The 19,905-nt window shown below is 50.1% G+C and carries 18 protein-coding genes; 13 read left to right on the forward strand and 5 right to left on the reverse strand.

What is annotated here, in order from left to right; all coding sequences use genetic code 11:
- Positions 1-109: 109 nt before the first annotated feature.
- The 9 genes from SNR34_RS12435 (at position 110) to SNR34_RS12475 (ending at position 8,996) form a co-directional block, all read left to right on the forward strand.
- The gene (locus SNR34_RS12435) at positions 110-376 is read left to right on the forward strand and encodes a YolD-like family protein (RefSeq protein WP_236419478.1); all 267 of its coding nucleotides are present in this window, start codon (positions 110-112) and stop codon (positions 374-376) included.
- A 117-nt stretch (positions 377-493) separates the two neighbouring features.
- The gene (locus SNR34_RS12440) at positions 494-613 is read left to right on the forward strand and encodes a YjcZ family sporulation protein (protein ID WP_236419480.1); all 120 of its coding nucleotides are present in this window, start codon (positions 494-496) and stop codon (positions 611-613) included.
- Positions 614-959: 346 nt separating this feature from the next.
- Positions 960-2,024, forward strand: coding sequence for a LacI family DNA-binding transcriptional regulator (locus SNR34_RS12445; RefSeq protein WP_236419482.1), 1,065 nt, complete (start codon positions 960-962; stop codon positions 2,022-2,024).
- Positions 2,025-2,330: 306 nt separating this feature from the next.
- On the forward strand, positions 2,331-3,248 hold the full coding sequence (locus SNR34_RS12450; protein WP_236419640.1) for an ABC transporter permease: 918 nt from the start codon (positions 2,331-2,333) through the stop codon (positions 3,246-3,248).
- Between the two features lie 27 nt (positions 3,249-3,275).
- On the forward strand, positions 3,276-4,187 hold the full coding sequence (locus SNR34_RS12455) for a carbohydrate ABC transporter permease (RefSeq protein ID WP_236419484.1): 912 nt from the start codon (positions 3,276-3,278) through the stop codon (positions 4,185-4,187).
- 72 nt (positions 4,188-4,259) lie between these two features.
- Entirely contained in the window at positions 4,260-5,834 is a 1,575-nt protein-coding gene (locus SNR34_RS12460; RefSeq protein ID WP_236419486.1) for an ABC transporter substrate-binding protein, read from the forward strand.
- Positions 5,835-6,171: 337 nt separating this feature from the next.
- Entirely contained in the window at positions 6,172-6,675 is a 504-nt protein-coding gene (locus SNR34_RS12465) for a ferritin (protein WP_486182013.1), read from the forward strand.
- Positions 6,676-7,283: 608 nt separating this feature from the next.
- Positions 7,284-8,021, forward strand: a complete 738-nt coding sequence (locus SNR34_RS12470) for a polysaccharide deacetylase family protein (RefSeq protein WP_236419490.1) — start codon at positions 7,284-7,286, stop codon at positions 8,019-8,021.
- Positions 8,022-8,048: 27 nt separating this feature from the next.
- Positions 8,049-8,996, forward strand: a complete 948-nt coding sequence (locus SNR34_RS12475; protein WP_486182014.1) for a hypothetical protein — start codon at positions 8,049-8,051, stop codon at positions 8,994-8,996.
- Between the two features lie 89 nt (positions 8,997-9,085).
- Here SNR34_RS12475 and SNR34_RS12480 read toward each other — a convergent pair whose 3' ends face one another.
- The 3 genes from SNR34_RS12480 to desA all read right to left on the reverse strand — a co-directional run bounded on the left by SNR34_RS12480 (position 9,086) and on the right by desA (position 11,999).
- A complete protein-coding gene (locus SNR34_RS12480; protein ID WP_236419494.1) occupies positions 9,086-9,685 on the reverse strand; it encodes a response regulator transcription factor in 600 nt (199 codons plus the stop codon).
- Positions 9,682-10,830 (reverse strand): sensor histidine kinase, encoded by a 1,149-nt coding sequence (locus SNR34_RS12485; RefSeq protein ID WP_236419642.1) that lies wholly within the window; start codon positions 10,828-10,830, stop codon positions 9,682-9,684. The genes SNR34_RS12480 and SNR34_RS12485 overlap by 4 nt, the downstream gene beginning before the upstream one ends.
- A gap of 104 nt (positions 10,831-10,934) precedes the next feature.
- Positions 10,935-11,999: a Delta(5) desaturase DesA gene (gene desA / locus SNR34_RS12490; RefSeq protein WP_339277813.1), complete on the reverse strand. Its 1,065-nt coding sequence runs from the start codon at positions 11,997-11,999 to the stop codon at positions 10,935-10,937.
- 301 nt (positions 12,000-12,300) lie between these two features.
- On the opposite strand from desA, the gene SNR34_RS12495 reads away from it, so the two are divergent.
- Positions 12,301-13,140, forward strand: a complete 840-nt coding sequence (locus SNR34_RS12495) for a YitT family protein (RefSeq protein ID WP_236419495.1) — start codon at positions 12,301-12,303, stop codon at positions 13,138-13,140.
- Positions 13,141-13,564: 424 nt separating this feature from the next.
- Positions 13,565-15,262, forward strand: a complete 1,698-nt coding sequence (locus SNR34_RS12500; protein ID WP_486182015.1) for a hypothetical protein — start codon at positions 13,565-13,567, stop codon at positions 15,260-15,262.
- An 83-nt stretch (positions 15,263-15,345) separates the two neighbouring features.
- Here SNR34_RS12500 and SNR34_RS12505 read toward each other — a convergent pair whose 3' ends face one another.
- Positions 15,346-15,930, reverse strand: coding sequence for a P-loop nucleotide/nucleoside kinase family protein (locus tag SNR34_RS12505; protein ID WP_486182016.1), 585 nt, complete (start codon positions 15,928-15,930; stop codon positions 15,346-15,348).
- A 354-nt stretch (positions 15,931-16,284) separates the two neighbouring features.
- Between SNR34_RS12505 and SNR34_RS12510 the strand changes: the two genes are divergently transcribed.
- Both SNR34_RS12510 and SNR34_RS12515 read left to right on the forward strand, forming a co-directional pair.
- Positions 16,285-16,620, forward strand: a complete 336-nt coding sequence (locus tag SNR34_RS12510) for a PadR family transcriptional regulator (RefSeq protein WP_339278376.1) — start codon at positions 16,285-16,287, stop codon at positions 16,618-16,620.
- The gene (locus tag SNR34_RS12515; protein WP_486182017.1) at positions 16,617-17,954 is read left to right on the forward strand and encodes an FtsW/RodA/SpoVE family cell cycle protein; all 1,338 of its coding nucleotides are present in this window, start codon (positions 16,617-16,619) and stop codon (positions 17,952-17,954) included. The genes SNR34_RS12510 and SNR34_RS12515 overlap by 4 nt, the downstream gene beginning before the upstream one ends.
- Positions 17,955-18,020: 66 nt before the next feature.
- Here SNR34_RS12515 and SNR34_RS12520 read toward each other — a convergent pair whose 3' ends face one another.
- Complete coding sequence (locus SNR34_RS12520; RefSeq protein WP_486182018.1) at positions 18,021-19,796, reverse strand: ABC transporter substrate-binding protein; 1,776 nt, start codon at positions 19,794-19,796, stop codon at positions 18,021-18,023.
- Positions 19,797-19,905: the final 109 nt, after the last annotated feature.

Genomic DNA, 19,905 nt, shown 5'->3' on the forward strand with positions numbered 1-19,905 from the left:
TTCATCTCAGCATTACAAGAATCGGGAATGAATGGTATACTTGTACCATATGTCCTCGGCATGTCATTGCAGATCGGGACGTCTGAATAGCTCTAGAGGAGGCTGCATATTGGCAAAAGCAAAAGTGGCAAAAAGACCTACCCGCGATGAATTCGAACTTGAGGAACTGGGCAATCAACTGGTGGAAGCCTTTCGTGAACGGTCGGTCGTGGTGTTAACGGTGTGGGGAAAGGAAGAACAGCTGCAGGGCGTCATCGTTAAACTGGACTCGCGCACAAGGCTCGTGCATGTGGAAGACTTGGAAGAAGAGTTCATGCCGAAGGTGGCCAAAGTCCCTTTCCTTGACATCATGCGTGTGGACTATCCACGGTATTGAAACGACATTTATTTGAACGAATTCCAAACATCTTTTGAACAAATAGGGCATCCGCCCTGTCAACGGTATCTCTCCTGCATATGATAACCCATACCTGTTGCAGAGGAGGTACGTTGAATGAGCGAAGTATTGAGCGGAGACACAAGAGGCTACGGCTATGGTGGTTTCACTTCCGTCGGAGCGATTCTGGTTCTTTTCATCCTGCTGGTCATCATCACCAAAGCGTTCTTGGTATAACGGCCTGTAAACGTAGATGAGGAAGCTGTTACGCCTTGCCGAATTTGTCGAATAAAGCATTAAGGAAAGCGGTGTTCGGGAGAAATGTCCCGGCATCGCTTTTTCTCGTTCAGCAATAAGCAGAATAGGGTAGAATTTACGAACGAATAGTCTTTTTTTGTTATAATATGGTATGGGAGCGCGAGAAAGGAGATATCACCGCAGATGGACGATTCATTGAAAATGCACATTGCGCCCCGCAAAATGAAAGCGTATAATAACTCACAATCTCAGCATTGAAAGCCGTTACATAACCCTGTTGAAGACGTCGTCATGCAGGGAATCCATGAAGGAATGAGGAGTACGAATGCGGCCGGTTACTGTATACGATATTGCAAGAGAAGCCAACGTTTCTGTTGCCACGGTGTCCCGGGTGCTGAACAATACCGCTCCCGTCAAGAAGGAGACGCGCGAAAAAATCGACGCGTTGATCCGAAAACACCAGTTTCAGCCCAATGCGCTGGCACGCAGCCTGCTCCGAAAGGAAACGGGAACGATCGGGTTTATCCTGCCGGACATTACGAACCCTTTTTTTCCGGAAGTCCTGGCGGGATTTGATCGGGAAGCAGGCAAGATGGGGTACACGTTCTTTTTGTGCGATACGATGTCCTCGGATCGGGAAAGTCATTTGCAATACGAACGCGAGTCACGATACCTTAATCTGCTGATGGAAAAACAGGTCGACGGCATTGTCATCATTGGAGGACGGGTGGACCTGGCGAAGCCGGGCCAGACCCTCGTCGACGAAATCCAGGAGGCGGCCAAGCGGGTTCCGGTATTGCTGTTGAACGGCTCGCTTCCCAAAACCAAACTTCCACGGGTGGCCGTAGACCAGAAACGGGGCATGGAGCTGGCCGTTCAGCATTTGATCGACCTGGGGCACAAGGATATTGCCTTGATCGGCGGTTTTGAACAGATGAGCAATACCCAGCAGCGGCTGCAAGGATTTCGTTCAGCGATGAAGCAGGCCAATCTTCACATCCGGAAGGAGTGGATTCTGGTCGGCGGATTTTCGGTCGAACGCGGTCTGGAATTAACCCAAAGGCTGCTGCAGAGGGCCGAGCGTCCCACGGCCATTGTCTGCTTGAACGACCTGATCGCCATCGGGGCGCTCAAAGCCGCACACCAGCAAGGAATCGCCGTTCCTCACGAGCTGTCGATCGTGGGGTATGACGACATTCCGCTTGCTTCGTACAGCATCCCTGAATTGACGTCGGTTTCACTGCGTTCCCAAGAGCTGGGGCGCCAAGCTGCGCATACGCTTGACCGCCTGATTTCCGGCAAAAAGGTGCCGCAGCTGCAGACGATCCTGCCAGAGCTTATAGTCAGGCAATCGACCGCACCATTTACAGGAGCGGGAAATAAAACTTGAATAAAAGTGATTGACAACGGACGCGTGAGGGCTTATTCTCATTTCAAGAAAGCCCTTACATTTTTGACCTCGAGTGAAACCCGTTTCATAAATGGGTGTGGTTTTTGGACGAAATCCGGCAGAGGTTACCTCATTCACTCATTCATTTCCAACGCTGCGCAGACCGAATGATCTTCCTGTTGGCATTGTTGATCCGCCCATTCATGAAATCGGTTTCATTTGTGGTTGCCGTGCAATTACAGAAGGAGGGGAATGCGATTGTCCACAGTATCGGAAAGGGAAATAGGGGTTAGCCGGGAAAGCGTAATGCAGCGACGTTGGAAAAAATGGAGAAACAACCGGACGCTGCTGATCATGTGTTTGCCGGCGATTGTCTTTTTTATCATTTTTGCTTACCTCCCCATGCCGGGCATTTACTTGGCATTCGTCAAGTACAACTACACCGACGGCATCTTCAAGAGCCCGTTTGTCGGCTTGGAAAACTTTCGCTTCCTGGTGATGACCGGAGACCTCTGGCGATTAACGTTCAACACGATCGCGTACAATCTGGCATTTATCCTGCTCGGAAACGTGCTTCAAATTTTTTTGGCGGTCTTGCTCAATGAACTCCGTTCAAAGTGGTTCAAAAAAGTTTCCCAAACGATCATGTTTCTGCCCCATTTCGTGTCTGCCGTATTGATCGGCCTCATCGCGTACAACATTCTGAGTTATGACTATGGTCTGCTGAACTCCTTGCTTCGCACGCTTGGTTTCGAACCGTTCAAAGCATATTCAAGCCCTGAAGCCTGGCCGTTCATCATCGTACTGACGTATCTCTGGCAATCGACGGGTTATGGTTCCATCGTATACTTCGCGGCGATCATGGGACTTGACAACGAAATTGTGGAGGCTGCCGAAATCGATGGCGCCAACGCTTTCCAACGCATTCGATACATCATCCTTCCTTGGTTAAAACCAACATTCATCATTCTGCTGCTGTTCTCGCTTGGAGGTATCCTGAAAGGCAACTTCGGCCTGATCTATAACTTGGTCGGCGCGAACAACACCGCGCTGTACGCAACGACGGACATCATCGAAACCTACGTATTCCGTTCACTCATGACCAACTTCAACTTCTCGATGGGCAGCGCGGTCAGCCTGTACCAGTCGTTGTTTGGATTCTTCATCGTCCTGGGCGCCAATTGGCTGGTCAAGAAGCTGTCCCCGGAAAATTCCTTGTTTTAAATCGATGGGAGAGAGGAGCGTTGTTTCATGGATGAACAGTTCGAGCATGATCGCCTGCGGTCGGATCGCAGCAGTATCTTCCTTCGTTGGTTCAGCTATATTTTCATCGGAGCGTTTGCCCTGTTATGTTTGTTCCCGTTTTTGCTGGTCATAGGGACGTCCTTCACTTCCGAGAATGCGATTAAACAATTCGGGTTTAACATCTGGCCGAAAGAATTCAGCCTGTTTGCCTACAAAATCATTTTCGAGAACCCTAATTTGATTATCGGCTCTTATCTGGTCACGATCGGAATTACGGTGGTCGGTACGGTGATCGGTCTGCTGATTGTATCCATGACGGGATACGCGCTTCAGCGTCCGGATTTTCAATACCGCAACAAAATTTCGTTTTTTATTTACTTCACGACCCTGTTCTCCGGCGGATTGGTTCCGTTCTACCTGCTTATCACCCAATACCTGCATCTAAAGGATAATTATCTTGCCGTGCTTCTTCCCGGCTTGCTCAGCCCGTTCCTGATCATTATGATGAAAAGTTTCGTGCGTTCCATTCCCCATGCCATCACGGAATCCGCGAAAATCGACGGGGCCGGCGATTTCACCATTTTCGTCAAATTGATCCTGCCCATGGCCACGCCTGCGCTTGCCACCATCGGATTGTTCATTGCGCTCGGCTACTGGAACGAATGGTACAATTCGATGCTGTTCCTGTCGGCGGACATGAAATACCGCCCATTGCAGCTTTTCCTGTACAACGTGGTCACAAGCGCCGATTTTGTACGCAACTCCGCAGCGGCCTCCAACGTGCAGCTTCGCGACGTTCCGCTCGAATCGATGAAAATGGCCGTAGCCGTCGTGGCGACGGGACCGGTCATCCTGTTTTATCCTTTCGTTCAACGCTACTTTATTAAAGGCATTACAGTGGGAGCGGTGAAAGGCTGATGCATCGCAGCCGGCAGTCGCCTTGCTTATGCATAGGATTTTCAGGTCATCCATAATAAAGGGGGAGTTCAAATGGGTAAATCCAAAACGTTGTTATCCATCCTCATGGTTGCGGTGCTTTGCCTTCTGGCCGCGTGCGGAAGCAGCGGAACAAGCGACGGCGGGGGCGAGGGGGCTTCAGGCGGAGCCAAAACGTACAACGGGATCGATGTCTCCAAATTTGTGAAGATCAGTTATGTCGTTTTGGGCGATAAGCCGAAGAACGATCAGTTCGACAAGGTGCTCGCCGAAGTCAACAAACTCATGAAAGAGAAGATCAACGCCGAGCTGGAGTGGAAATGGGTGGAGTGGGCAGACTGGCAAACCAAATACAATCTGCTGCTCGCATCCGGCGAACCGGTTGACCTGATTACGATCGGCACAGACTGGCTGGATACATGGGCCAACGCGCAGCGCGGAGCCTTCATGAACCTGGACGAACTGCTGCCGACCTATGCGCCGATCACATGGAAAGAAGTAACTGAAGACCATTGGAACGAAAGCAAATATAACGGCAATATCGTGCTGATTCCGGAAGACCAGTACACGCAATGGGTTAACCATGGCTTTTTCTATCGCGGAGACTGGGCGAAGGAAGCAGGGTTGACGGAACCGATCAAAAACTGGGAAGAAATCGGCCAGTATTTGCAATACATCAAAGACAACAAACCTGATGTCATCCCTTGGGATATGGCTTCCGGCGCAATGACATGGGGCGGTTATGTCCAATCCTACACGGATAATCTGGAGCTTCCGATCTCGACGGGTTACATGCCGGTATTTACGGCCAAATCGGATGCCGAGAAATACACGGTAGCCGAGCCGGTATTCGACGATACGTTCCTGAATTATGCCAAACTGATGAAAGATTGGGCAGATCGCGGCTTCTGGCGCGAAGACGCGCTCAACAACAAAAACAACAACCGCGATGCGCTCAAAGCAGGGCTGTCCGGACTAGACCAGCATCATACCCAAACTTTCTCCGGCCTGCGCGTAGACATGGATAAAGCACAACCGGGTTCCGAGCTGCAAATGTTCCCCTTCAACCGTACGCGCGGCACCAACCTGATGGAGCTGTCGATCACCCATGGCGGTACGTCGGTCGGTTCCCACAGCAAAAATCCGGAACGGGCGCTGATGGCGTATGACCTTATTCGCAACGATGAGCAAATCTATCACCTGATCAACTACGGCATCGAAGGCGTGCAATATGAAATCAAGGACGGAAAACGCACTCGACCGGAAGGCTATGACGAGACCCGCGACAATTTCTACTCCGACTTCTGGGGAGGACGGGTCGACAAATTCGAGATTCCAAGCGATACGACTTGGGATCAAATCGATACATTATACGACGAATACGACAAAATCAAAATTGCGTATCCGTATGGACAATTCGTATTTGACAAAACGCCGGTGGAAAGCGAATTGACGGCGATTTCACAGGTTGCAGGCGAGCTTGGACCGGCGATCAACTTCGGTAAAGTCACCGACCCCGAGCAGGCCGTGAACGAATTCCGCGAAAAGCTGAAGCTGGCGGGGTATGACAAGGTCAAAGCCGAGCTGCAAAAACAACTGGATGCCTACAAGGAAAAAATGGCGAAATAAGCATGCATGAAGCACTCATAACGATTTCTTCAGCCTAACAGCGATCGGAAGATGGTACTGCACACGTAGTGGCCTTGTGTGATTGATTAATGCGGTTTCTACAGATAACCAGAGAAACGGTTCCCGCGAATATGGAAGACTTGTCTTTCATGCCGCATGGGAAACCGTTTCTTTTGCTTTTGAAGGGCATGATTATTTATGCGGTTGCCCAATTGCCCAATATATGAATCCACGGTCAGTCTCCATTGGCGAAATCCATATATAATCCATGTCCGCATGACAGCCGATATGATATGATGTAGCTATTATTACAGAAAGCATGAGGTGTATCTACAAAATGAGCAAAGAGTTGACGGATACTTTGATTGAGCAGATGAACTTTGAGTTTTATTCGGCCCATGTGTACATGGCGATGGCGGCTTATTGTTCCGGCGAAAGCCTGGACGGGTTTGCTAACTTTTTCCTCGTGCAAGCAGAGGAAGAACGTTTCCATGGCATGAAAATCTATAAATTCCTGAACGATCGCGGGCATCGTGCCACGTTTGCCGCACTGCCCGAACCGAAAAACGAGTATGCTTCCATGCTCGACGTGTTCGAACACGGTTTTGCGCATGAGCAGCAAAATACGAAAAGATTTTACCACCTTGCCGATCTGGCGCTGAACGAGCGCGAGCATGCCACGATGTATTTCCTGAAATGGTTCATCGATGAGCAGGTGGAGGAAGAGGCATTGTTCGACAACATCATTCAAAAGCTGCGCCGCATCGAAAAAGACAGCAACGCATTTTACATGCTCGACGCGGAGTTTGCGCAGCGTTCGTTCACTGCGCCTGCGGAGTAATTTCGCGCCTGCAGACGGAAGGGCGCAGCGATCTTTTCCTTTGATAGGGGATCGGGTCGCATGATAGATAAACCGCAAAAAGATACACACGTTAACGGAGAGGCAGAACCAATCTGGAGAAGCGAAGCGTTCGCATTTATCACCGGACTTTCCCTTTGAAAAAGGGAATTTGAAAAAATCTGGGGATAACAGCGATTGGAAGATTGTACTGCACTCGCAGTGCCTTGTGTGATTGTTTAGTGCGGTTTATATAGATACATATGTAAGCAGTGATTCGAACCTTTCATTTCAATGAACAGGAAGCCTGCCTCGCGCAGGCTTTTTTCGTTGCCTGCCATAAATCTCACCCGTGAATCTATCAAAGGACGCCGAACGGGTTAATAAGGATTATGTCAAAATTGATTTATCCTCAGTGAATGTACTTTCGGACAAAATCTATCAAAATCGTTTTATTTTCAGTGCTATTCTGACAAAAGTGTAACTCGAACGTAGCCTTTGAAGCTAGAATGTGGAAAATTCGATTTGCTAGAATTAGGATTATCGCCGAAGGATGCATGACGTGAATTGCAGACAGCTGGGGAAATACACCAACAAGGGAGCTTTATTCTATGCAACAAATCCGCAAATCTTTGATGATCACACTCGCTATTATACTGATGATTCCATTGCTTCTGCCGCAGTCGGTTTCGGCCAAAGCCGCATCCAGCACCAAGCAAGCGAAGACCGGTGCCAAAGTCATCTATCTGACCTTCGATGATGGACCGACGGCTCATACAGGCCAATTGCTGGACATTCTGGACAAATACAAGGCAAAAGCAACCTTTTTCATGCTTGGACCTGAGATGGAGAAATTCCCTAAAGCAACCAAACGCATCGTTGCGGACGGACACGGATTGGGACTTCACGGCGTGACGCATGTTCCTGGCAAGTTCTACCTTTCCGCCTACAGCGGTCTGAAAGAAATGCAGCAGGCGAACAACAGCCTGAATAAAGTGGCTGGCGTCAAAACAACTCTGATTCGAACGCCTTATGGCAGCAAACCTTATTTGAAATCGACTTATCGGGATGTATTGCTGGGTCAGGGCGGGTTCCATTTGTGGGACTGGAATGTGGACTCCGAAGACTGGAAATACAAAAAAGATCACCAAAAAGTGTATAACAGCGTCATGAAGCAAATTCATACCGTGCAAAAAAGCGGCAGAACGCCGGTTGTCCTGATGCATGATCAGGAAGCCACGTTGAAAGTGCTGCCGATGGTATTGAAATCGCTCAAGGCGGAAGGATACAAGTTCGAAATTTTAACCAAACAGGTAGAGCCGGTCAATTTCTGGAATGACAAACGTTAAACGACCAACATCAAGGAGGACGACAACATGAAAAAACAAAAGGTATGGGTAACCATCCCGGTCACAACGGCGGTTCTTCTCGCTCTCGCCGGTTGCGGCGGACAGGATACGAAGCCCGCCGAAGCCAACTCGTCTTCATCTGCTGCGGCAGGACAACAAACATCCGAATCGTCAGCCAATCCATCCGGCAGCTCGGATTCCGGTGCGAAGGATGCCGCGTCGACAAACACAACAGGCACTGCGGGAACAGTGGTTTCGTCAGGCAGTGCCAATACCGGAAAAGGAGAGAGCGGCAGCGCGGGACAATCCGGCGGGAATGCATCGTCTTCCTCCGAGTCAAGCCAATCGAAGGTGATCAAGGAAGTGCGCAGCCAGTTGAAGCTGAACGGTGCGCTGCTGCCGACTTCTTTCCCGCTCGACAAAGGAAAAACCTTGGCGGCTTCGATCGATTCCAATACGTCAAATGCCTTCCAAGTCACGTTCTATGCCGTGGATCAGCCGGTGGCCCTGAACGATTCGTCCCTGACAAAATCGGGCAGCAAGGCGGCTGTCATCGCAACGTTTGAGGTAAACACATACAAAGATCCGAATAGCACGGATATCTTCCCGGATGAGGAAACGGGTAATGTGCCGGACGACATGAAAGTGGATTTGGGGCACAGCATTCAAGGCGTTGCCGAAGGCGCGGCCGGTTCCCAATATTTGACCTGGAATGAGGGCAGATGGACGCTGCGCATCCAGTCGATCTCCGAGGATCAAATGAACAACCCGGGCATTGCGAAAAAAATGGTGGAATTTTTGGAAACGCACAAGCTGCCTGCTCCCAAAGACAAAGGTTTTGTAGACGTACACTATCCAAGCGGAGGCAAGTCCGTAAATGTCGCCATCTCCTGGCAAGCGGGCAAACAGATCTATCAGCTCAAAACCAGTCAGGTGCCGAACGAAGCGCTTGGCATGGTAGCGTCCGTTAAATAGACTTGAGTCGAGTTTCTATGACAGTCGGGTCGCAACGAAAAAGCTTGGCCGGAACATAAACCCCGGCCAAGCTTTTTTTTGGAATTGCATTATTTGAACCAGCCTTTTTCCTTCGAGCGCGTGATGGCTTCGATGCGATTGCTTGCACCAAGCTTACCCAGAATGATGGAGATATAGTTGCGAACCGTGCCTGTCGTAATGAACAAGTGGCCCGCAATTTCCTTGGTGTTTTTGCCGTCGGCCATCAAACCGAGTACGGCATGCTCGCGTTCGGTTAAAGGGTTTTCCTCAACATAGGCTTCGTCTACCAGATCCGGGGCAAAAATGCGCCTGCCGTTCATGACCTGGCGGATCGATTCGGCAAGTTCTTCGATCGGACTGTCCTTCAGCAGGTATCCGCGCACGCCGCCCTTCAGGGCGCGTTCGAAATAACCGGTTCGGGCAAACGTGGTCAGAATGATCACCTTGCAGCTCATGCCTTTCAGTTCCTCCGCAGCTTCAAGGCCGCTTTTCACGGGCATTTCGATGTCCATCAGGCAAATGTCGGGAGCATGCTCGCGAACAAGCTCGAGCGCTTCTTGTCCATTGCTTGCTTGTCCGACGACCTGCATGTCATGTTCAAGATTGAGCAGGGAGGACAGGGCGCCAAGCATCATGCGTTGGTCCTCGGCGACGACGATTCGTATCATGTTTCTTCCTCCTTCATCGGTTTGCGCGTCAGTTTCGGGACGCGGATCACGAGTGTGGTCCCGTCCTGATCCGCACCGGATTGAATATCCAGGCAGCCGTTGACGAATTCAAGCCGTTCCTTCATGCCGAGAATGCCCGTGCCTCTGCGGTCCTTGCTCATGGTGCGTTCGATGCCGACACCATTGTCCTGCACGCTGAGCAGGTTATCCGACGGCGTTTCGTCAAGCCGGATGCGGCAAACGGTGGCCTGGCTATGTTTGACGACATTGGTTACGGCCTCTTTGAGGCACATGCCCATGACGTTTTCGTTGAGTTGAGACGTATCCTGCAATTTGGGATTCCCTTCAAACACATACGTGATCGAAGCGGCTCTCAATATTTGCTCGGCACGATGCAGCTCATCGACCAGCTGTGTGCCCCGCATCGTGGTAACCATCTCGCGCACTTCCTTGAGTGCGGTCGTCGCGGTTTGCCTCAGGTCGTTCAGCTCCGATTCGGCCTGATCGGGATTGATGCGCAGCAGTCGTTTGGCCAGATCGGTTTTCAGGCCGATCAGGGACAGCTTTTGACCGAGCGTGTCGTGCAGATCCCTCGCGATGCGCTGCCGCTCTTCCATTTTCACCAGCTCATCCAGCCGTTTATTGGCGCTCTCCAGTTGATCTTCGAGCTGTTCGCGCTTGTTTTTGTTATACATGTTGATGGGCAGCAGGATGGAGGCCACGAGACTGATAAAGACGAACGGCAGCTGGCTGAGCAGCAGGGTGCTGCGGTTGATAACCGCATAGTTCACCGTCATGAACATGGTCACGAGATGAATCAAATAGAGGGAAATGAAACCGGCCCTGTTTTTGATCGATCCGATAAAAAAGGCCAGAAACAGCGAGAAATACGCATAATCGTAAACAATGGTCATCGTGATGGAGATGGCAATCAGCAGTCCGATCCACATGTAAACCTGCCATCCCCGAGTGATGGAGGCCAGCAGATAACAGGCAAAGAAAACCAGAATCATCACAATGCCCGTAATCATCGTCCATAGCTCGGAATATTGCGATATATAATAGAAGGGTAGGATAAAAAAGACAAGCCAGACGTACGGGTTCAAGCCGGTGTTTTTATAAAAAAGCTGCGTCCACTTCTGAATGAAACTCTCCTCCTCGAAACGTTAAACTGCATCAAACGCAACCGAACTTAGCCTGACTGTAGCATGACTCGGCCTCGAATACAAGCAAACGAAACGGACAGAGATTAGGATTTCTCTGTCAGACTCGCTTGCGTGGTTACGCGTATGGTGGAAGTGGAACGTGCCGGGAGAGCTCGGTTGTTTCGCTTTAGATCGGCAAAGGTCATGAAACGTTTGCTGTCCTCGTCCCATAGACGAAAGCGCAATGCGGCCAGGCTGGTGCGCAGGGTGATCGTTGTTGCTTGCTGCAGCGGCGGCGTGGCATTATGCGCGTCTTCCAGGTAATAATTGGGGACGCGCGGACTCAGGTGATGGACGTGGTGGAATCCGATGTTTCCGCTGATCCACTGCAGCAACCGCGGCAGCTTGTAGTATGAGCTTCCTTCAACAGCGGCCTTCACGTAGCTCCATTCATCCTCATGCTCGAAGTACGTATCTTCGAATTGATGCTGAACGTAAAACAGCCAGATGCCGAAGAAACCGGAAAAGAAAAAGATCGGAGCTTGGACAAGCACAAAAGCCTGCCAGCCGACGGCCCAGCACATCAGCGCGTACAAGGCCACAATCAACACATTGGTCAGATACGTGTTCATCCGCTCTTTGCGGCGGGCCCCCTTGCGATTGAACCGGTAGGACAGCAGAAAGACATAGAACGGACCAAGTCCAAACATGATGAGCGGGTTACGATAAAGGCGGTAACGCAGCCGCAGCCACGGGGAGGCCTCCCGATATTCCTGCGTGGTCATGACCCAGATGTCGCCGATGCCGCGTTTGTCCAGATTGCTGCTGGTCGCATGATGGATGGCGTGCGTTGCTTTCCACTGCTGGTAAGGGACATGGGTTAATACGCCGGTGATCGTTCCGAGCCAATCGTTGGCGCGTTTGTTTTTGAAAAAGGAGCCGTGGCAGCAATCATGGAAAATGATGAATGTCCGCAGCACGAAACCGGAAGCGACGATCGCGATCGGCAGCGTCAGCCAGTAGGACACGGACAGGCTGAAGTAGGCCGCCGCCCATAATAGAAAGAGTGGAAGCAATGTATTGAACAATTGGCGAATGCTTAGATGCATATCATGCTTTTCAAACGGAATGACTTCTTTTTTCAATGCAAGTTCTTTGGTTCTGTTCATGATGAATGCCCTCCTTGAATCGAATCGCTTTCATTGTAAAGGGAAAGGCGTATCATGGGTAAGTCATAAACGTCAGCGCCTGATCATGATAAACATCAAGGACAGAGCATGACATTTGTCATGGGTAGAGGGTTAATAAGAGAAATCCTTTGCACAAATCGCGCAACATTTTGTATTTTGTATACAAATTTTGCGCGGGACATGATAGAATCAATGCTTGGGTATACGTGGTAATATGACAATGGATTAAAAATAACATGACAGCGAGAGCTGATTTTCTGATGATTGGAAGGAATGTTGGATGAAAAAACGAATAACGGATATCGCTTATCTGATGGTCGGTGCTTTCTTGTTTGCGCTGGCCGTAAACCTGTTCATTATCCCGAATGATTTGGGCGAAGGCGGCGTAACCGGAATTACCATCATTTTATATTACTTGTTCGAATGGTCGCCGGGGTTGATGAACCTGATTCTGAACGGCATTTTGCTGGTCGTTGGTTATAAGTTTCTGGACAAAACGACGACGGTGTATACGATTATTACCGTGCTGTTCAACTCGTTGTTTTTGCATCTCACGGAGAGCTGGACGATCGATTCCAACGAGCTGTGGATTAATACGATTTTTGCAGGGGTATTTGCCGGTCTCGGCATCGGATTGATCGTACGCGTGGGCGGCACGACGGCGGGAACGGTCATTCTGGCGCGGATCGCCAACAAATATTTGGACTGGAGCATCAGTTACGCATTGTTGTTTTTTGACCTGATCGTGGCGTTTTCGTCGTTCTTTATTATTGGGGCCAAAGGTTTGATGTGTACGATCGTTCTGCTGTTTGTCGGGACAAAAATGATGGAATTCATCATTGAAGGACTCAATCCGAAAAAGGCGGTAACGATCATTTCGACCAAACAGGACAATATCGCCCGTCAGGTCATCGAGAAAATGGACCGCGGGGTTACGGTGCTTTCCGGGCATGGGTATTACACGAAAAATCCAAAGGAAATTTTGTATATCGTCATCAGCAAACAGGAAGTGCCTATGTTGAAAAAGATCGTGCGGGCAGAGGATACGGATGCCTTCATTACGATCCATGACGTGCGCGACGTATTCGGGGAAGGCTTCATTGAGTTGTCGAAAACGTAAGTGGAACGAAATATAAGTGGATTTTAAGGAAGCCCTGGCGCAATAACGCCACGGCTTTTTTGCTTAAGGGATAGATGGATACGATAATAGCTGCTTGCGGCGTTTTGGGGATGTTTTTTCGCATGATGGCGTCCATTTGTATTATCAATTTCGCCGTTATTCGTTACAATTGTAGCTGTACCGGACTCATCGGCTAAAAACCGCAAAGGACATACACATGTTAGCGGAGAGGCAGAACCAATCTGGAGAAGCGAAGTGTTCGCCTTTATCCCCGGATTTTCCCCTTAGAAAAGGGGGATCAAAAAATCCGGGGATAACAGCGATCGAAAGATGGTACTGCCCTCGCAGTGCTCTTGTGTGAATGACTAGTGCGGTTTATACGAAGGGTCTGGATACGAAGCCCGGATTTTAACCGTAGAGGGGAATGACAATCATGGCCGAGCGAACGATGGAACGGATGTCCAAGGAACAGCAGTATTTGGTGAAACAGTCCATGGCGATGATGGACCGCTTTTATGACGAACAGGCAGGGCTGCTGCGCAGTTTTGAAGAGAATTCCGCGCAGTACAGCACGCGTGCCAGCGCGCATTATGCGCTGGGTTTGCTGATACGTAATGAAACAGCCGACTTGGACCGTGCGATTCGTCTGCTGCATAACGTACTCGATATGCAATTCGATGCTCCCGAAGAAATTTATCACGGAACCTTTCGGACGAGGCCGGATGCGGCAGACCCGCCAAAGGGCAATTATCAATGGAAATCCTTTGCGCCGGGAACAGCACATTTTCTGGAGCAAACGTTCGATCGAATATCGGCGAAGCTGGCTCATGACTTGCAGGCAGAGGGAGTCATCCACGCTGACGCGGCTGATGCCAAACGCCTGAAACAGCTGTTCAGGAAGGCCGTGAATCAAGTACTGCCGCCGGTTTGGATCAGCTATGACCCGAACTGGAGAGAGTTCATTGCCTGCGTCTGCGCGGTCGCGACGGCGGAATTTGCCGATGTGCTGCCTGAATCGCTTTTGCAGCGCATGGACCATGCGATGGAACTGGCTGTGCAGGGTTCCATCGATCGCAGATTGTCCGATGCGATCCCGATGAACACCAACATCGAACTTATGCATATGTTCATCACCCATTATTACGGACATCGCTTCCAGCGGGAAGATTGGATGGAACACGCAGACAGGCAAGCAGAGGCGCTGCTGCGGGAATTTGATCAATACGGATCGTTTGCCGAGTTTAATACAACGACGTATTACGGGGTGGATCTGACCGTGCTGGGCATGTGGAGAAGATACGGGATCACCGAACGTTTCAGAGGGATTGGCGCCAAGATGGAGGCAGGACTCTGGAACAATATCGCGCTTTATTATAATGCCAACCTTGAAAATTTGTCCGGTCCCTTTGCCCGGGCGTATGATATGGAGATGAGGGAACATAGCTCCATAGGCGTATTTTTATATATGGTGCTTGGCGAAGGCTACGAATATCTCGCAGGCATGAATTGCGAATCAGGGCATGATCCGTTAATTGCGCTGGTTGGGGTGAACGTCCCGGATGAAGCGCTTCCATTTCTTCGGTCCCATCCGGGAGACCGCTTGGTGGTCAAGCAGTTTTTGGAGTTATGCGAGCGCAACGATCCAACAGACAATCGCACGCTTTGCACGGCCAAGGCCTGGATCGGCGCAAACCGCATGGTCGGAGCGATGTCCGGGAGCCGCAATACGAATGGCCAGATGCATCCGGCCACCGTCCATTGGCGGACGGATCAGGGCGAGAAATATTATTTGCGACTGATCCGGCGCGAGGTCGGCGAAGGATGGAACACCCATCTCCGAGGCATTACCTTTGATGCCGATGTCAGCGATAGTGCGCTGACGGTCGAGGTCGCGCTGGACACGACGGAGGAGATCGAGGTGTACTTCGAGATCCGAGGTCCCAATCTTCGTCCTGAGGACTTTACGCCGGCACGGTGGAATATGCCTGGCTTGAGCTGTGAGGTGCAGGCGGCCGCACCGGAACCGGAGATGTTGTTTTTTACGGAGCATGCCGAGATTGTTTACAGGTATGTGCCTGGAAAGACAGCGAATCGGATGAATTTTGCATTGAAGTTTTGTTGAGCGAATGGAATGATGTGAGAAACAAGTATGCCAAAAGGGGATGCTGCTGTCTTGATATGTTCAGCACATCCCCTTTTTGGCGTTTACGCATACATGCTGCGTTCAACCTCGTTCAACGCGATGGAGATATCCTCGTTTGAGTTATCGATGTAAGCTACGGAAGAGGAAGGAAGCGGCCATGCAACCTGCTTGCGCGCCAGCGAGGCTGCAAACTTGTCCCAGTTGGCGAGTTTCCATTCATCTAGAGGAGATTGCCTTGCTCTAATCCGTTCTTTGTATAACGCTTCGCTGTTCAAATAAATGTATGCTACGCGCACGTCGGTATCTTGCAGCGAACGCCCGATGCGAGCCAATTCCTGTTCGATCCAGTCCGGAGTCTGTGTTTCTTTGGTAAATGGTCCGACAACGATGGTGTCGATGCCAAGCGCTACGTTGTCTAGAGCGGCATCCATCGTGATGCGATAGCCGAGATCCCGGCAAAGCCGTTTGTATTCCGGCGAATCGCGGTCTGTCGGGTCCAGTCCCTGTAATGTCATGATCGCTTCGGCTGCTGGGCGCAGCAGGATGTCCATATCGAAAAATGCAGCTTTGCGCTGGCGGGACAACGCTTTGGCGAGCGTTGTTTTGCCGCTTCCGGCACCGCCGAGGAAAAAGATCAGTTTGCTCATGGGCATAGGCCTCCCTTATGAATCACACGCGAAGGCACAACGCGAGTTCAGTACCATCTTCCGATGAAGCTTTCGTTCAGAAAGCTTTTAGGCGAACGCTTCGCTCTTCTTCAGATTGGTTATGCCTCTCCGTTAACGTGTGTATGTTTTTTTGCAGTCTATATAATTCGTTTATTATATCAGGACAAAAAGGGGATAGGGTAGTTTTCATGGGGGGCGCGCTGGACAGAAAAGGGAGAATCAGGTAATATCATACCTAGAATATCTATGCATAGTTTTCCGAGGTATATATTTTGGAACTCACTCTGATGAAAGAAGGAACAGAACAAGTGGAGAAAGGGACGTGTGCATACGTTGAACGTAAACAAACAGATGATCAAAGGCAGTACGGAAACGCTTATTCTGACATTGCTGCAGGATAAGCCCTTGTACGGTTACGAACTGATCAAAGAGCTGCATCGCCAATCCGATGGCGTATTTAATCTGAAGGAAGGCACGTTATATCCGATTTTGCACGCGATGGAAATCGCAGGTTGGGTGGAGTCCTATTGGCAAGAGGTCGAGGGCCGCAAACGCAAATACTACTCGATCCGCAAAGAAGGCATTCAGGCGTTGGAGCATAAAAAAGCGGAGTGGCGTCTGTTCCGGCGCGCCGTCGATCGGGTGCTTGGAGAAGGAGGGCTGACATGAGCCATAGAGATGCGAGAATCGAGCATTATTTGGATCAAGTCTGCCGGCAGGTCAAGGCTCGCGAGGTTCATCCGGATCTAAGGGATGAGATCGGCAGCCACCTTGACGAGATTTTTTACGAGCGGCAGCAGGAAGGGGACACGCCGGAGCAAGCGGCAACGTATGCGATTGCACAGATGGGAGACCCGTTGACCATCGGCAAAAGCATGCACCGGCTTCATCGGCATCGCATCCATTGGGGCGTGGTGTTGGGGGTGCTGGCCTTGTTTTCGGTGGGATTGCTGTTAATGTGGATTTATGCAACACGTTTGGCGGTACCGACGTATGAGGGGCTTTACGTTAATTATCTTGCTTATAGCGGCATTGGGATCATTGGATTGTTTTTCTGCATGTTTTATGATTACCGGAAGTGGAAAAAAGCGGCCTGGGGATTGTACATCTTGATCATTGTGCTGTTATGGATAAATCCCTTTGTAACTACTGTTATCAATAGTTCACGATTTGTTATTCTCCCGCTGGGTTTTTCCATAGATCTTTCAACGGCTGCATCATGGATTTTACCGCTCAGTATCGGGGCAATCATGTTGGATAAATTGCAAACTAACAGAAACATAAAAAATATTATTCTATATGTGGGGCTTGTGTCGGTACCTCTTTTTTTATTCGTGCATATGGATGATTGGGTGCGTGCTGGATTATTTGGTGTAATCTCTCTAGTATTATTCGGATGGATCACAAAAAAATGGATAATGAGCATGCTGGCAGGATTACTCTCACTCGCAGCGATAGTCGTTTATTTACTTCATTCCAATTTGTTCAGGCGACTTGAACGTTTTATGGTAGTTATGGATTTACAAAATGATCCACTAGGAAATGGTTATTTTAATCGCTCTATCATTAACATTGTGCAATCCGCAAGTTGGTGGGGGAATGGGATAAACATTGCTTTCGATCAATTTAAATTAAGATTATATGAATACCCCGGTGTTTTGCTTATTCATACATTTGGCTGGATCGCAGGAATTGCATTGTTAACGGGAATTGTTTGGTTGTTGGTCAGTATGCTAAGAGCTAGTTTGCAGATAAAAGATAGGTTTGGCCAAATGATCATCGTAATGGTCACGTTAATGTTTGCAATACAGATGCTTTACTCGCTTGCCTTAACCACAGGATGGGTGCCTATTTTTAGTATTACGTTCCCGATTATCGGTTATGGTGGGAGTCGGTTGATTTTTGAATACGCCATGATTGGCTTGCTGCTCGGCGTATATCGTCGCAAAGACACAATTCCTCTGGTTCAAAGCGATACGAGAGGGTTAACCGAAAGCAAGTAACATTGATGTGAATATTTAGCGTTACATAAGAACATGCGGGCGATGCCAGCTGCAGCAGCAGCGGCTTCACCCTTGCGTCGATGTAGACGGGAACCAAATGTGCCTCAAATTCACCCAGCCTTGGCTGTTAAACGACAACCCTCGTACTGAGGGTAGATAAGCCGTTTCCATTGGTTTTTCGGAAAGGGTGATGAGTAAATGTTCTTTGGCGAGCTCTTCCTCGATCTTATCCAGAACGGACATGCGTTCATCTCCTTCCGGTGAGGTCATGACGAATCGCAGCATGTTCTGGATAACGTGTTTGGCCGTATCGTGCAAATGCTCCGACAACGTGAGGTACAGGTCATACCTGCGCAGCTCTTCGTCCCGGTCGCGGATCAGCGAAAAGAGGATCAGATCCGATTCCAGCCGCAGTTCTCCTTTGAATTGTTCCATGGGCGCGGAACGAACGGTACAGTTGAAACCATGCTGCTGCAGCTTCTCCGCAATGATCGCAGCGTTTTGCCTGTACTGCGGAATGGTTGCAATGACGAGTAGGGGTGCAGAGCCATCGGCAGCATCTTTCGCTGAAGGGAGCTCATCCATGAACTTGTGCGAAGCGGAAGACGATGCTGTCTGAATGTCATTTCTCTCGGATAGAACGCCTGTAAGGCAAGCGTATACGCGTGCCCGTACGGCCGGATCGCGAAGCGGTCCGGTTTTTTGCGTATTGCAGGTCATCAATTTGCGCACGGTTACGCCTGCTCCAACTTGACTCCATTCGTTCCCGGAAGGGTTGGACGGATTATGCACCAGATGGAAAAATGGGGTTTCTTCGTTATGATGCTCTGCCAGTTCATGGCGCGAACTCCAAGGAATTTGCAAGATTTCAACCCGGTCCAGATGCGCCCTGCCTTGAAAATAAGACGGGAATGCTTCCAGCATGCAAACATGCCGGTCCCAGCGGGTGACTTTGAATGGTCCGGTTCCGATGGGGATAGACATGGCGGTCGGATCATCCGCCGCAGTCTCCGCATCCGATGGAAACTGCCCGGAAGGCACGATGGCAGCCCGACTCGTCGATAGAAAGGGCAGGAACAGTTCATGCGCCGTATGTAACTTGAAGCGCACGGTTAAGGGATCAAGCGCATCGATCGTCTGAATCTGCCTGCTCACATCCCGGTAAAGAGTGCGGCGTTCGGTACGCTTTAGCCGTTCGAAGGTAAACACCACGTCGCTTGCGCCAAATGTCCGGCCGTGGTGGAACGTAATGCCTTTGCGCAAATAAAACGTCCAGGTTGTCCGATCCGCGCTCACATCCCAAGTATGGGCAAGGCTAGGAGAGATTTCCCCCTGTTCCCCACGCTGCACGAGGCCATCAAAAATATGGCTCGTCACAAACGATTCGGCCAGCAAATTGATATAGAGCGGATCGAGTGCGTGCAATTGCTGCCTGAGCGGCAGTCTCAGCGTATCAATCGGTTGGTTGTTGCTGCCCGCCTCGGTGTGGTGGCCCAAATAACCGAGCAGCCACTGGTTCAGCTGTTCCTGCAGCAGGCCAGAATCGACAAACGTGCCAATCTGCTCGGCAGCCTGTTTTACATCGCGGCGGTTCATCGCTTGCAGCATGTACTGGGAAGCGATTTGTTCCGCAGGTGCAAGAAGGGTGAGCGTCGATCGTTGTCCACGGCCACGGCGGGAGGCCCAGTCGATCCAGCCGGCGGCTGCCATTTTCTTGACGATCGTCAGGGTGCTCCGATGCGTACAGTCCAGCAGCTCGGCCAGCTCGGCGAGCGTCACTTCATTTCTTGCCGCGTGACCATATCGATGATGCAGCTGCAAATACTGTTGCTCGAGTTTCATGATGGAATGCCTCCAGTCCGAGAAATAGTAGTTTATAAAATAGGAAGTTTTCCGAATCGAATTTTCTATTTATCTTCTTATTTTACCATCTAGAATGGAGAGAAGAACA

Source organism: Paenibacillus sp. XP01 (assembly GCF_057364885.1).